11 protein-coding genes are annotated in these 12,837 nt (G+C 71.5%); 4 read left to right on the top strand and 7 right to left on the bottom strand.

Features of this window, described 5'->3' with window-relative positions; all coding sequences use genetic code 11:
* Positions 1-2: 2 nt before the first annotated feature.
* Both FH609_RS00720 and FH609_RS00715 read right to left on the bottom strand, forming a co-directional pair.
* Entirely contained in the window at positions 3-1,487 is a 1,485-nt protein-coding gene (locus FH609_RS00720; protein ID WP_193317754.1) for a sensor histidine kinase, read from the bottom strand.
* A 311-nt stretch (positions 1,488-1,798) separates the two neighbouring features.
* Positions 1,799-2,431, bottom strand: coding sequence for a TetR/AcrR family transcriptional regulator (locus FH609_RS00715; protein ID WP_139665755.1), 633 nt, complete (start codon positions 2,429-2,431; stop codon positions 1,799-1,801).
* Between the two features lie 117 nt (positions 2,432-2,548).
* Here FH609_RS00715 and FH609_RS00710 point away from each other — a divergent pair, with 117 nt between their 5' ends.
* A complete protein-coding gene (locus FH609_RS00710; protein WP_139665756.1) occupies positions 2,549-3,307 on the top strand; it encodes an SDR family oxidoreductase in 759 nt (252 codons plus the stop codon).
* Positions 3,308-3,321: 14 nt separating this feature from the next.
* Here the strand turns inward: FH609_RS00710 and FH609_RS00705 are convergent, their stop codons facing one another.
* From FH609_RS00705 to FH609_RS00685, 5 genes are all read right to left on the bottom strand, one after another.
* Positions 3,322-4,374, bottom strand: a complete 1,053-nt coding sequence (locus FH609_RS00705; protein WP_139665757.1) for an SIS domain-containing protein — start codon at positions 4,372-4,374, stop codon at positions 3,322-3,324.
* Between the two features lie 144 nt (positions 4,375-4,518).
* Complete coding sequence (locus tag FH609_RS00700; RefSeq protein ID WP_139665758.1) at positions 4,519-6,072, bottom strand: glycoside hydrolase family 3 protein; 1,554 nt, start codon at positions 6,070-6,072, stop codon at positions 4,519-4,521.
* A 6-nt stretch (positions 6,073-6,078) separates the two neighbouring features.
* The gene (locus FH609_RS00695; RefSeq protein ID WP_139665759.1) at positions 6,079-6,891 is read right to left on the bottom strand and encodes a carbohydrate ABC transporter permease; all 813 of its coding nucleotides are present in this window, start codon (positions 6,889-6,891) and stop codon (positions 6,079-6,081) included.
* On the bottom strand, positions 6,888-7,871 hold the full coding sequence (locus FH609_RS00690) for a carbohydrate ABC transporter permease (RefSeq protein WP_139665760.1): 984 nt from the start codon (positions 7,869-7,871) through the stop codon (positions 6,888-6,890). The genes FH609_RS00695 and FH609_RS00690 overlap by 4 nt, the downstream gene beginning before the upstream one ends.
* 77 nt (positions 7,872-7,948) lie before the next feature.
* Positions 7,949-9,208 carry an extracellular solute-binding protein gene (locus tag FH609_RS00685; protein WP_139665761.1) on the bottom strand — a complete coding sequence of 420 codons (1,260 nt, stop codon included), beginning with the start codon at positions 9,206-9,208 and terminating at the stop codon, positions 7,949-7,951.
* A gap of 274 nt (positions 9,209-9,482) precedes the next feature.
* On the opposite strand from FH609_RS00685, the gene FH609_RS00680 reads away from it, so the two are divergent.
* The 3 genes from FH609_RS00680 to FH609_RS00670 all read left to right on the top strand — a co-directional run bounded on the left by FH609_RS00680 (position 9,483) and on the right by FH609_RS00670 (position 12,813).
* A complete protein-coding gene (locus tag FH609_RS00680; protein ID WP_139665762.1) occupies positions 9,483-10,244 on the top strand; it encodes a GntR family transcriptional regulator in 762 nt (253 codons plus the stop codon).
* A 209-nt stretch (positions 10,245-10,453) separates the two neighbouring features.
* Positions 10,454-12,610, top strand: a complete 2,157-nt coding sequence (locus FH609_RS00675; RefSeq protein WP_139665920.1) for a carbon starvation CstA family protein — start codon at positions 10,454-10,456, stop codon at positions 12,608-12,610.
* Positions 12,607-12,813, top strand: coding sequence for a YbdD/YjiX family protein (locus FH609_RS00670; RefSeq protein WP_319789540.1), 207 nt, complete (start codon positions 12,607-12,609; stop codon positions 12,811-12,813). Before FH609_RS00675 ends, FH609_RS00670 begins: the two co-directional genes overlap by 4 nt.
* Positions 12,814-12,837 lie beyond the last annotated feature (24 nt).

Below are 12,837 nucleotides of genomic sequence, written 5' to 3'. Positions count from 1 at the left end.
CGTCAGCGCTTCTCCGGTTCCAGCGGCAGGTCCAGCACCACCCGGGTGCCGCCGCCGTCCGACGGCAGCATGTCGAAGCGGCCGCCCAACTCCCCCTCCACCAGGGTGCGCACGATCTGGAGGCCGAGGTTCCCGTCGCCGCGCGGGTCGAAGCCGGCCGGCAGGCCACGCCCGTTGTCCTCCACCGTGACCAGCAGCCGGCTGGGGCCGCGCGGCGCGTCGGTGCGCGCCGCCACCACGTCGATGGTGCCCCGCTCGCCGGGGCCGAAGCCGTGTTCCAGGGCGTTCTGGAGAACCTCGGTGAGCACCATGGACAGCGGCGTCGCCGTCTCCGCGTCCAGAATCCCGAAGCGGCCGGTGCGCCGGCCCACCACCCGTCCCTCCGGGGAGAGTTCGGCGACCATGGTGATCACCCGGTCCGCGATCTCGTCGAACTCCACGCGTTCGTCGAGGTTCTGGGAGAGCGTCTCGTGCACGATGGCGATCGAGCCGACCCGGCGCACCGCCTCCTCCAGCGCGGCCCTGGCGCTGGAGTCCCCGGCGGCGCCGATCCGGCGCGCCTGGAGGCGCAGCAGCGCGGCCACCGTCTGGAGGTTGTTCTTCACCCGGTGGTGGATCTCCCGGATGGTGGCGTCCTTGGTGATCAACTCGCGTTCCCGCCGGCGCAACTCCGTCACATCGCGCAGGAGTATCAACGAACCGATGCGCTCGCCCTTGGGCTTGAGCGGGATCGCCCGGAGCTGGATGACGCAGTCGGCGCCCTCGATCTCGGCCTCCCTGGGCGCCCAGCCGCTGGCCAGCTTCACCAGCGACTCGTCAACCGGCCCGCGGGTGGGCGCCAGTTCGGCGGTGGTCGGGCCCAGCGGGAGGCCCACCAGATCCGTCGCCAGGCCCAACCGGTGGTACGCGGAGAGGGCGTTGGGGCTCGCGTACTGCACCACGCCCTCGGCGTCCAGCCGGATGAAGCCGTCGCCGACGCGGGGCGCCCGGTCCATCCCGACCTGCTGCCCGGGGAACGGGAAGGCGCCGCCGGCGATCATCTGGGCCAGGTCGGACGCGCTCTGGAGATAGGTGAGTTCGAGCCGGCTGGGGGTCCGCACGGTCAGCAGGTTGGTGTTGCGGGCGATCACCCCGAGCACCCGGCCCTCCCGGCGGACCGGGATCGACTCCACCCGCACCGGCACCTCCTCGCGCCACTCCGGGTCCCCCTCGCGCACGATCCGCCCCTCGTCCAACGCCACGTCCAGCAGCGGCCGCCGGCCCCGGGGCACGAGGTGGCCGACCATGTCGTCCTGGTACGAGGTGGGCCCGGTGTTGGGCCGCATCTGGGCGACGGAGACATAGCGGGTGCCGTCCTCGGTCGGCAGCCACAGCACCAGGTCCGCGAAGGACAGGTCGGACAGGAGCTGCCACTCGGAGACCAGGAGGTGGAGCCACTCCAGGTCTCCGGTCCCCAGGGCGGTGTGCTGACGTACGAGGTCGTTCATGGAGGGCACACCCGGAGCTTACCGGCGTACGCCTTGAGACGGTTCCGATGCGCCATGTGATCAACTTGTGACGGGGAACGACGAAACGGGGCAGGAAGTCCGTTCAGAGCATGGACACATGGGAGGCGGCCGGTCCAGAATGAGGTGACCGTTGACTTCTGCTCTCCCCGCACAGGAGAGCAGAGCGGGGCCCGGCGCTTTCTGCCCTGACGGCGCCCCGGGCCCATATCGCTCCGGGCTGCGGTGCCAAGAGGGTTGAGGGTCCCTCTTCGGTGCCGCGGCCCGTGGGTGGTTCCCCGCCGAGGTCCGTTTCACGCCTCCCGTTCGACGTCCTCCTGCGGCAGCTCCCGGGGCCAGGCGGCCATCGCCAGCTCCGCGACGGCGGTCAACTCATCGACGTCGGCGCCGTCCCGTGCCTGCTGGCTCATCCCCTGCATCACCGCGCCCGAGTACCGGGCGAGGGCGTCGGCGTCCACGGTCGCCGGGAGGACCCCGGAGGCGATGTCCACCCTGATCCGGCTGCGGAAGGCGCGCCGGTTCCCGTCGCGCACCACGCGCAGCTCCTCGGCCACCTCGCGCGCCGACTCCTGGTAGTTGGTGACCGCCGAGACGATCATGCAGCCGGTCGGGCGGCCCGGCGTGGTGTACTCCACGGCCGCCTCGCGCAGCACCCTGCCGACGGCCGCGCGGGCGGTGGGCTCCTCGGCCATGGCGCGGCCGACGAAGGAGCCGTAGCGCTCCACGTAGTGCGCCACGACCTGCTCGAAGAGCGTGCGCTTGTCGCCGAAGGCGGCGTAGAGGCTGGGCGCGCCGATGCCCATGGCCGCGGTGAGGTCGGAGATCGAGGTGGCCTCGTAGCCGTGCTGCCAGAAGGTGCGCGTGGCCTGCTCCAGCGCGGCGTCGCGGTCAAAGGAACGGGGGCGTCCACGCGATCGGGTGACCATGCGGCCAATTCTATAGCGCTCGTTCGAGAAGTGGTGCTACGGTCCTTTCTGTAACGAGCACTAGTTAATTCGCCCGGGCGTCGAGCCCGGGCGATCTCAGGGGAAGAGGTGCGCCTCATGGGCACGCTCAGGGGCAGGACGGCGCTGGTCACCGGGGGCAGCCGGGGCATCGGGCGGGGCATCGCCGAGCGGCTGGCGCGCGAGGGCGCCCGGGTCGCGGTGCACTACGCGGAGCGCGAGGCGGCGGCGAAGGAGACGGTCGCCGCCATCGAGGCGGCCGGCGGCAGCGCCTTCGCCATCGGGGCGCGGCTGGGCGAGCCGGGGGACGCGGAGGCGCTGTGGGCGGCCTTCGACGAGCGGGCCGACGGCCTGGACATCCTGGTGAACAACGCGGGCATCAGCGTCGACGGCGGAGGGATCGCGGCGACGACGGCCGAGGAGTTCGACCGGGTCCAGGCGGTCAACGTCCGGGCGCCGTTCTTCGTGATCCAGCGCGGGCTCTCCCGGCTGCGGGAGGGCGGCCGGATCGTCAACCTCTCCTCCGGGCTCGCGCACCGGGCCGGCATGATGCCGGACCTGGTCGCCTACTCGATGACCAAGGCCGCCGTCGATGCGCTGACGAAGGCCCTGGCCAGGGAGTTGGGCCCGCGCCGGATCACGGTCAACGCGGTCGCCCCCGGCGTCGTCGACACGGAGATGAACGCGCGAATGGAGCTGGGCGATCCCGAGCAGAGGGCGGCGATCGCGGGCATGTCGCCGCTGGGCGAGGTGGCGACGCCGGCGTACATAGCCGACGTGGTCGCCTTCCTCGCCTCGGCCGACTCCCGCTGGGTCACCGGCCAGTCCATCGACGCCACCGGGGGCGCGCTGCTCTGAGCCGGGCGTCCCGGCTAGTGGGTCTCGGTGACCTTGGCCAACGCGCGGGGGGCGTCGGGGTCCTGGCCTCTGGCCCGGGTCACCTCGTAGGCGAGGAGCTGGAGCGGGATGATCTCCAGGATCGGCGCCAGCTCCTCGTCCAGGTCGTCGGTGGGCAGGGCGAAGCCCGCCGACGCCCCGGCCAGGGCCCGCTCGGGGCCGACGACCATCAGGTCGGCGCCCCGGTCGGTGAGCCGGTCGAGCACCGGGCGCAGGGCGTCGCCGCCCCTGCCGCCGGTGACGATGGCGATCACCGGGAAGACGTTGTCCACCATGGCCAGCGGGCCGTGGAGCAGGTCGGCACCCGAGTAGGCCAGGGCCGGCACATAGCTGGTCTCCATCAGCTTCAGCGCGGCCTCCCTGGCGGTGGGGTAGCCGTAGCCGCGCGAGGTGAGGACCATGCGCTCGGCGAAGCGGTAGCGGGCGGCCAGTTGGCGCACCTCGTCCCGGCGGGCCAGGACGCGCTCGGCCAGCTCGGGCAGGGGCCGGGCGGCGGCGGTGCCGTCGCCGCCGCCCAAGGCGACGACGAAGAGATAGAGCGCCAGCAGCTCGGCGGTGTAGGTCTTGGTGGCGGGCAGCGCCCGCTCGGGCCCGGCCAGCACGTCGATGGCGTACTCGCTGGCCCTGGCCAGCGGGGAGTCCGGGTTGTTGGTGACGGCGAGGGTGATCGCGCCGCCCTCGCGGGCGGCGGTGGTGGAGGCCACCAGGTCGGGCGAGCCGCCGGACTGGCTGACGGCGATCACCAGGCAGTCGCGCAGGTCGGGCTTGGCCTCGTAGGCGGTGGTGGTGGACATGGAGGTGAGACCACAGGGCAGTCCCAGGCGGACTTCCAGCAGGTACTTGGCGTAGAGCGCGGCGTTGTCGGAGGTGCCGCGCCCGGTCAGCAGGACGAAGCGCGGTCGGCGCTCCGCGATCTGCCACGCGACGTCGGCGACGCGCGGAGCCCCCTGTTCCAACAGGCGGCGCAGCACGGCGGGTTGCTCGGTCATCTCGGCGAACATCAGCCGGCCTGGCTCGGTGGCGGACATCGGGGCTCTCCCAGCCGGAGGGGTGCGGACGAGGACATCGGACGGACAGGCCGCGCGCGCCGCCGGGGCGGCGCGCGCGTCACACGAAGGGGAACGCGAGGAGGGGCCGTGGGACACGGCGACGGAACGGGCCCGCCGCCCGGCTCAGTCGGCGCGGTGGCCGGTGAGGGTCTCGGCGGCGGCCTGGGCGCAGACCCGGGCGGCGCCATAGGTGGCCAGATGGGTGCCGCCCACGGGTGGGGCGTGCGGCACGCCCATCTCCACCACGACGGACTCCGGCCTGGCCGCGACGAGTTCGGCGACGGTCTCGGCCATCCAGGCGTGGCGGTGGCGGTCCCTGACGACGACGACCAGGGGCCGCTCCCCCGCCGCCGCCAGGACCTGGCGGGCGAGCCCGGCGGGCCCGGCACGTTCGGCGTCGGCCCCGGCGTGGCCGCTGACGGTGGTGCCGGGGAGCAGCCGGGCCAGCTCGGCGCCCGGGCCCCAGGGGGTCTCCTCGCCCACGGCGATGTTGGCGGCCGGGCTGAGGGTCACCACATGGGCGGGCCCGGTCAGCGGCTGGAGCGGGGCGTCGTCGGGGCGGCTGACGCGCACCGCGCGGCGGGCGGCGGTCAGCCCGATCCCGGTGCCGGCGGCGCCGGCCGGGTCGGCGGCGCCCCGCTCCCGCTCGGCGGCGGTCCAGCGGCCGAGGGCCCGCACCCGTTCCGCCGCCTCGTGGAGCCGTTCCTCCGGGAGCTGGCCGGAGCGCACCGCCCGCACCAGGGCGTCGCGCAGCCGCAGCACCTCGGCCTCGTCGGAGGGGGTGCCGCCGATGCAGAGTGCGTCGGCGCCGGCCGCGACGGCCAGGACGCAGCCCTGTTCCAGGCCGTAGGTCTCGGCCACCGCGCGCATCTCGATGGCGTCGGAGTAGATCAGCCCGTCGAAGCCGAGGCCGCCCTCGGCGGCGGGGGCGCGCAGCAGCCCGGTCAGCACGGCGGGGCTGAGGGTGCCGGGCCGCTCGGGGTCCAGCGCGGGGACCACGATGTGGGCGCTCATCACGCAGCGGGTGCCGGCGGCTATCGCGGCCCTGAAGGGCGCCAACTCCCGCTCGTGGAGCGTCTCCAGGTCGATGTCGATGCGCGGCAGCGCGTGGTGGGAGTCCACGTTGGTGTTGCCGTGCCCGGGGAAGTGCTTGACGCAGGCGGCCACCCCGGCGGACTGGAGCCCGGTCACATAGGCGACGGTGTGCCGGGCGACGAGGTCGGGTTCGGCGCCGAAGGAGCGGACCCCGATCACGGGGTTCTCCGGGTCGGAGTTGATGTCGGCGGACGGCGCCCAGTTGACGTTGACCCCGCAGGCGGCGAGCCGGCGGCCGATCTCGGCCGCGACCGCGCGGGTCAGCTCCGGGTCGTCGACGCTGCCCAGCGCGTGGTTGCCGGGCACCGAGGACCCGCCGTGCACGTCGAGGCGGGTGACGTCGCCGCCCTCCTCGTCGACGGCCACCAGCACGTCGGGCCTGGCCTGCCGCAGATGCCCGGTCAGCTCGGCGAGTTGCTCGGTGGAGACCACGTTCCGGCCGAAGAGCCCGACGCCGGTCATCCCGTTCTCCAACTGGGCCAGCAGCCAGTCGGGCGCCCGGTGGGTGCCGGCGAAGGTGGGTTGCAGAACGGCCAGCGCGTCCCGGGTGACGGTGTCGGAGTCGGGTACCACGGTGGTCATGGCGCGTTATCCCTTCACGGCCCCGGCGGAGAGCCCGCCGGTGGCCCGTCGCTGGAGAAGGAGGAAGACGATCAGCACGGGGATGGTGACCAGGGTGGAGGCGGCCATGGTGGCGCCCCAGTCGTTGCCGAAGTTCGTCTGGAACTGCGTCAGCCAGAGCGGGAGGGTGGCGGCCTCGGGCGACTTGTTGAGGACCAGCACCATCGCGTACTCGTTCCACGCCGCGATGAAGCCGAAGAGCGAGGTGGCCATCAGCCCGGGGCCCAGCAGCGGGAAGATCACCCGCAGGAACGCCTGGGCCCGGCTACAGCCGTCGAGCATCGCCGACTCCTCCAGCTCCTTGGGCACCGCCGCGATGAAGCCGCGCAGCGTCCAGATGGCGAAGGGCAGGGACATCACGAAGTAGATCAGCGTCAGGGTCAGCAGGCTGTTGAGCATCTCGGCGTCCCTGGCGTTCAGGTAGACGACGATGATCAGGATCTCCCAGGGCGCCATCTGCGCCATCATCACCGCGACGACCATGCCCCTGCGGCCCCTGAACTCCAGCCGGGCGATGGCGTAGCTGGCGGCCAGCGCGACCACGAGGGCCAGCAGCACAGCCCCGACGGTGACCACGACGCTGTTGGTCACATAGGTCCAGAACAGGTCGACCCCGGTGGCCGTCGAGTAGTGCTCGAAGGTCGGCGTGAAGAAGAAGACGGGTTCCTTGGTGAGCACCTGGGAGTTGCTCTTGAAGGAGGTGCTGACCATCCAGTAGACGGGGAAGATGAACAGCGCGGACAGCACCAGGGCCGTGCCGTTGAGCCAGAGCTTCCTCATGAGTTCTCCTTCTCCTGCTTGAGGATCAGCCGGAAGTAGAAGGACATGGCGATCAGCAGGATCACCAGCGTCAGCACCGAGATCGCGGCGGCCATGCCGTACTGGTTCTGCCCCATGCCCTCGACGTAGGCCATCACCGGGAGGGTCTCGGACTGGCGGTCGGGCCCGCCGGCGTTCATCGCGTAGATCTGCGCGAACGCCTTGAAGACCCAGATGATCTCCAGGAACGTGGTGATCATGAAGAAGGGCCGCATGATCGGCATCAGGATGGACCAGAAGATCCGCTGCGAGGAGGCCCCGTCGCACCGGGCGGCCTCCCAGATCTCGCCGCTGACGGTGGTCAGCCCCGCGTAGAGGTTGAGGGCGACGAACGGGACCGAGGTCCAGACGATCAGCAGGGTGACGATGGCCAGCGTGGACATGCCGCTGCCGAACCAGTTGTGCTGGTCGTAGCCGGAGAAGCCGAGGGTGCGCATCAGCCAGTTGGCGAGGCCGAACTGGGTGTCGAAGAGCCACCGGAAGACCGTGGTGCTGGGGATCACCGGCATCGCCCAGGCCGCCACCAGGGAGACGGCGAGCACCAGCCGCATCTTCTTGCCGAGGGCGTTGAGCAGCAGTCCCAGCAGGGTTCCCAGCACCATGATCAGGACCACGTTGGCCGCGGTGAAGAAGAAGGTGCGGACCAGGGAGTCCCAGAAACGTTCGTTCTCCAGGACCGCCTTGAAGTTGTCGAGCCCGGTCCACTCGGTGGTCCGGGAGATCAACTGCCGGCGGCCGAACTCCTGGAACGAGATGAGCACGTTCCGGGCCAGGGCGTAGCCGAGGACCGCCAGCAGGGCGAACACGGCGGGTGCCAGCAGCAGATACGGCACCAGGCCCGAGGGCACCCGCCGGCGCGGCGGCCGCCGGCCCTCCCCTGGTCCCCGGCTCCCCTTCACCGGGGGCGGTGGTGCCGGTGCTTCCTCGATGTGCACGGTCATGCGCGTCTTCCCTCGGGTGGCGAACAAGGGCGAGGGGGTGCCGTCGCCGGTGACGGCGGCACCCCCCGGGGGCCTGGCTACTCGCGGTTGATCCGCTCGGTGATCTCCGCGTCGGCCTCCTCGGCGGCGGACTGGTAGTCCTCGCCGTTGATGGCCTTGGTCATGAGTTCCTTGATCGGGTTGGGGTCGGTCTCGACGTTGGCCCATCCGGTGGTCAGCGGCGGCAGGTAGCCGACGTCGGCGGAGGCGACCATCGCCTCGGCGAAGCTGCCCTCCTCCGGGGTGGCGGTGACGTCGGTGCGGTTGGGAACGACGCCGCCGTTGTTGGCGTCGACGTACTTCTGCGCCCACTCCTGGGAGGTGGCCATGCGCAGCCACTCGTCGGCCATCTCGGGGTTGCCGGCGCGCTCGTTGATCGCGAGGTTGGAGCCGCCGAGGAAGACGTGGCCCAGCTGGTCGGGGGTCTTGCCGGGGATCGGGAAGTAGCCGAGGTCGGCCTCGCCGCCCTGCTCCTCGATCGCGGCGATGGCGCCGGCCGCCTCCCAGCCGAGGCCGACCCACGAGGCGACCTCGCCGTTCGGCACGACCTCGGTGGACTGCTGCGGCTCGGCCTCGTCGATCTCGGCGGGGGCGCTGGAGAAGGACTGGAGTTCGGCGTAGAACTCCATGCCGGCCTGCGCCTCGGGGGTGGCCAGCGCGCCGGCCCAGCCGTCGCCCTCCTCCACCGCGAAGCTGCCGCCCTCGTCCGCGACGAACCCGCCCATCACGTAGTAGCTCTGGCCTGGCAGGTAGATCGGTTCGGCATCGGTGTTCTCCTGGATGGTCTCCAGCGCGGTGATCCACTCGTCGCGCGTGGTGGGCACCTCGGCGCCGGCCTCCTCCCAGATGCTCCTGTCATAGATCACCACGCGGTTCGCCCCGTACCACGGCACCGCGTAGAGCGTGTCGTCCACCTGGGCGGACTCCAACATGGCCTCGTTCCACGGCTCGCCGGCGAGGTCGCCCAGGTCGGCGAGGCCACCGGTGTTGGCGTAGCCGACCGTCTGGGTGTTGCCGATCTCCAGCACGTCGACGGTGCCGTCCTCGGAGAGCGCGGTGGTCACCCGGTCCTGGATGCCGTCCCACTGCTGGATCTCGACGTTGACGGTGACGCCGTGCTCCTCCTCGAAGGCGGCGTTCAGCTCCTCCAACCACGCGTCGGGGGCGGAGCCGTCCATCAGCCAGACGGTGATGGCGCCGGGATCGCCGCCACCCCCGCCGTCGTCGCCCGAGCCGCAGGCGGCGACCGTGGCCGCCATGGTGGCCACGCCGATAGCAGCGATCAGCTTGCGCTTCACGTCACCCTCCTTCTCGTGCCGGCACCCGTCCACATGGTGGTGGCGCGGGGCGGCCGTCGCGATAGTGGTGTAGACAAGAGGTTTAGACCAGTTGCACGGGAGCCTGGACCAGACCAGGAAGGGTGTCAAGAGCCCACGGGCCGCCGGGCGGGTCCGTTACCGGACCGACATCTGCCCTGGGGCGGCGGCCCGGCGCGGCCCGTGCCACGATGTCAGCTGCGATCTTTCGGAGGAGCCGGTGACGGCAGAACACAACGAGTCGGAGGGGTGGGACATGGCCAGCGAATCGGGTGCCGCCGACGCCGCCGACCGGGTTCGCACGGCACGCGTCCCCAAGTACTACCGTCTCAAGCGCCATCTTCAGCAGATGACCGAGACCATGCCACCCGGCACTCCCGTGCCGCCGGAACGGTCGTTGGCGAGCGAGTTCGACACCTCCAGAACCACCGTGCGTCAGGCGCTCCAGGAGCTGGTGGTGGAGGGCCGACTGGAACGCATCCAGGGCAAGGGCACCTTCGTCGCCAAGCCCAAGGTCTCGCAGACCCTGCAACTCACCTCCTACACGGAGGATATGCGCGCGCAGGGCCTGGAGCCCACCTCTCAGCTGCTGGAGATCGGCTACATCAACGCGGACGAGCGGCTCAGTCGGCTCCTCGACCTGCCCGAGGGCGGGCGGGTCCTGCGGATCGAGCGGCTGCGGCTGGCCAGCGGCGAGCCGATGGCCATAGAGACCACCCACCTGTCCCAGGAGCGCTTCCCCGCGCTGCGCCGCAGCCTGGTCCGCTACACCTCGCTCTACACCGCGCTGGCCGAGGTCTACCAGGTCCATCTGGCGCACGCCGAGGAGACCATCGAGACCTCGCTGGCCAACCCGCGCGAGGCCGGGCTGCTGGGCACGGACGTCGGGCTGCCGATGCTGATGCTCTCGCGGCACTCTCGGGACACCCGGGGTGAGCCGGTCGAGTGGGTGCGTTCCGTCTACCGGGGCGACCGCTACAAGTTCGTGGCCAACCTGGAGCGCCCGCACCCCTCCTGACCGGTGGTGATCCGCCGGCGCGTGCGCCGGGCGCGCACGCCCCATGGTCAAGGCGGCTCCGGTGGCTTACATTCCCGGGGCAGTCAACGAGGACCAGCCGGCAGACACGGGAGCAAAACGTGCAACTCCTAGGTCAGGCGCGCCAGGCGCGAACGCGTTCGATCATCATCTGGACCGTCGTCTCCGTGATCGGGGCCATCGGCTGGGCCATGCTGGCCCTCTCCCGGGGGGAGGACGTCTCGGCGGCGTGGATGGTGGCGGCCGCGCTCGGCTCCTACGCCATCGGGTACCGCTTCTACTCGCGTTTCATCCTCCGCCGGGTGCTGCGTGCCGACCACACCAGGGCCACCCCGGCCGAGCGGCTGGAGGACGGGCTCGACTACCAGCCGACCGACCGGCGGGTGCTGCTCGGCCACCACTTCGCCGGGATCTCCGGCGCCGGGCCGCTGGTCGGCCCGGTGCTCGCCGCGCAGATGGGCTATCTGCCGGGCACGATCTGGATCATCGTCGGCGTGATCTTCGCCGGGGCCGTCCAGGACATGGTGGTGCTCTTCTTCTCCACCCGCAGGGACGGCAAGAGCCTGGGGCAGATCGCCCGCGAGGAGATCGGCCCGGTGGGCGGCGTGGCCGGGGTGCTGGCCATCTTCAGCATCATGATCATCCTGCTGGCGGTGCTGGCGCTGGTCGTGGTGCAGGCGCTGGCCGAGTCGCCCTGGGGCACGTTCTCCGTCGGCATGACCATCCCGATCGCCCTCTTCATGGGCGTCTACCTGCGCTATCTGCGCCCCGGCCGGGTCTCCGAGGTCACCGCCGTGGGCGTGGCGCTGCTGCTGTTCGTGATCGTCGCCGGCCGCTGGGTGGCCAACTCGGGCCTGGCCGACACGTTCACGCTCGCGCCGCGCACCCTGGTCATCTGGCTGGTGATCTACGGCTTCGCCGCCTCGGTGCTGCCGGTCTGGCTGCTGCTGGTGCCGCGCGACTACCTGTCGACGTTCATGAAGATCGGCACCATCGGGCTGCTGGCGCTGGCGCTGGTCGTCACGCTGCCGACGCTGAAGATGGAGGCGGTCACGGACTTCGCCAGCAACGGGGAGGGGCCGGTCTTCGCGGGCTCGCTCTTCCCGTTCGTCTTCATCACCATCGCCTGCGGCGCGCTCTCCGGCTTCCACGCGCTGATCTCCTCGGGCACCACGCCCAAGATGATCCAGAAGGAGACCCAGGTGCGCAGCATCGGCTACGGCGCGATGCTGATGGAGTCCTCGGTCGCGGTGATGGCGATCACCGCCGCCTGTGTGCTGGACCCGGGCGTCTACTTCGCGATGAACGCGCCGCCGGCGGTGATCGGCGACACCGTTCAGGCGGCGTCCGAGACGATCACCTCCTGGGGCTTCGTGGTCACGCCCGAACAACTCAGCGCCGCCGCCGAGTCGGTGGAGGAGGGTTCGCTGCTCTCCAGGACCGGCGGCGCGCCCACGTTGGCGCTGGGTCTTGCCGCGATCCTCTCGGAGATCCTCGGCGGCGACACGATGATGAGCTTCTGGTACCACTTCGCGATCATGTTTGAGGCGCTCTTCATCCTGACCGCGATCGACGCCGGCACCCGCGTCGGCCGGTTCATCCTCCAGGACGCGCTGGCGAGCACCCACCCGAAGATGGCCAGGTTCCGCGCCACCGGCTGGCTGCCCGGCATCGCGCTGACCAGCGCCGTGGTGGTGTGCCTGTGGGGCTGGCTGCTGTGGGTCGGCGTCAACGACCCGCTGGGCGGCATCAACACGCTCTATCCGATCTTCGGCATCTCCAACCAGCTGCTCGGCGCACTCGCGCTGGGCCTGTGCACGGTGCTGCTGATCAAGTCCGGCCGGCTGAGGTACGCCTGGGTCACCGCCGTGCCGATGGCCTGGGTGGCCACGGTCACCCTCACCGCCAGCTGGCAGAAGGTCTTCTCCGGCGATCCCGCCGTCGGCTTCCTGGCCCGCCGCGACCAGTACCAGGACGGCATCGACGCCAACCAACTCCTGCCGGGCGCCCAGGACATGGGCGACATGCGGACCATCGTCAACAACGCGACGCTGGACGCGGCGCTCAGCGCCGTGCTGGCGCTGCTGGTGATCATCGTCTTCCTCGACGCGTTCCGGGTGGCGCTCAAGGCGATCCGCACGCCCGACGAGGTGCGGCTGCACGAGGCGCCCTATGTGGCCTCCCGGCTGATCGCCCCGGCCCAACTGATCGCCACCCGGGAGGAGAAGGCCGAACTGGCGCGGGCCGGGCTCGGGCCCGGCGGCGGGATTCCGGCGCAGCGCGCGGCGGACGGCGACGGGGCCGACGACGGGGCGTCCGTCACCACCGAGAAGGGCGAGCGGGAGTGAACGCGCTGACCGCGCCGCGCCGGGCGCTGGCCTGGCTGCGCTGGTATGTCACCGAACTCACCGGCGAGAACGCCTACCAGCGGTACCGGGAGCGGGCCGAGGCCGCCGACCCCGGCGCCCCGCTGCTCAGCCGGCGCGAGTTCGAGAGGATGCGCACCGACCGCCGGTACGCCGACCCGACCTCCCACCACGGCTGCTGCTGACCGCACCACACCTTCGGCCCCCGG

The sequence above is a fragment of the Streptomyces sp. 3MP-14 genome (genome assembly GCF_006334905.2).
GTDB classification, from domain to species: Bacteria; Actinomycetota; Actinomycetes; order Streptomycetales; family Streptomycetaceae; genus Streptomyces; species Streptomyces triticirhizae.
This window is presented reverse-complemented; position numbering and strand designations above follow the sequence as displayed.

Excerpts from the sequence above, each read along its gene's own strand:
- FH609_RS00720 (WP_193317754.1), bottom strand. The coding sequence starts at position 1,487 with ATGAACGACCTCGTACGTCAGCACACCGCCCTGGGGACCGGAGACCTG.
- FH609_RS00715 (WP_139665755.1), bottom strand. The coding sequence starts at position 2,431 with ATGGTCACCCGATCGCGTGGACGCCCCCGTTCCTTTGACCGCGACGCC.
- FH609_RS00710 (WP_139665756.1), top strand. The coding sequence starts at position 2,549 with ATGGGCACGCTCAGGGGCAGGACGGCGCTGGTCACCGGGGGCAGCCGG.
- FH609_RS00705 (WP_139665757.1), bottom strand. The coding sequence starts at position 4,374 with ATGTCCGCCACCGAGCCAGGCCGGCTGATGTTCGCCGAGATGACCGAG.
- FH609_RS00700 (WP_139665758.1), bottom strand. The coding sequence starts at position 6,072 with ATGACCACCGTGGTACCCGACTCCGACACCGTCACCCGGGACGCGCTG.
- FH609_RS00695 (WP_139665759.1), bottom strand. The coding sequence starts at position 6,891 with ATGAGGAAGCTCTGGCTCAACGGCACGGCCCTGGTGCTGTCCGCGCTG.
- FH609_RS00690 (WP_139665760.1), bottom strand. The coding sequence starts at position 7,871 with ATGACCGTGCACATCGAGGAAGCACCGGCACCACCGCCCCCGGTGAAG.
- FH609_RS00680 (WP_139665762.1), top strand. The coding sequence starts at position 9,483 with ATGGCCAGCGAATCGGGTGCCGCCGACGCCGCCGACCGGGTTCGCACG.
- FH609_RS00675 (WP_139665920.1), top strand. The coding sequence starts at position 10,454 with ATGCTGGCCCTCTCCCGGGGGGAGGACGTCTCGGCGGCGTGGATGGTG.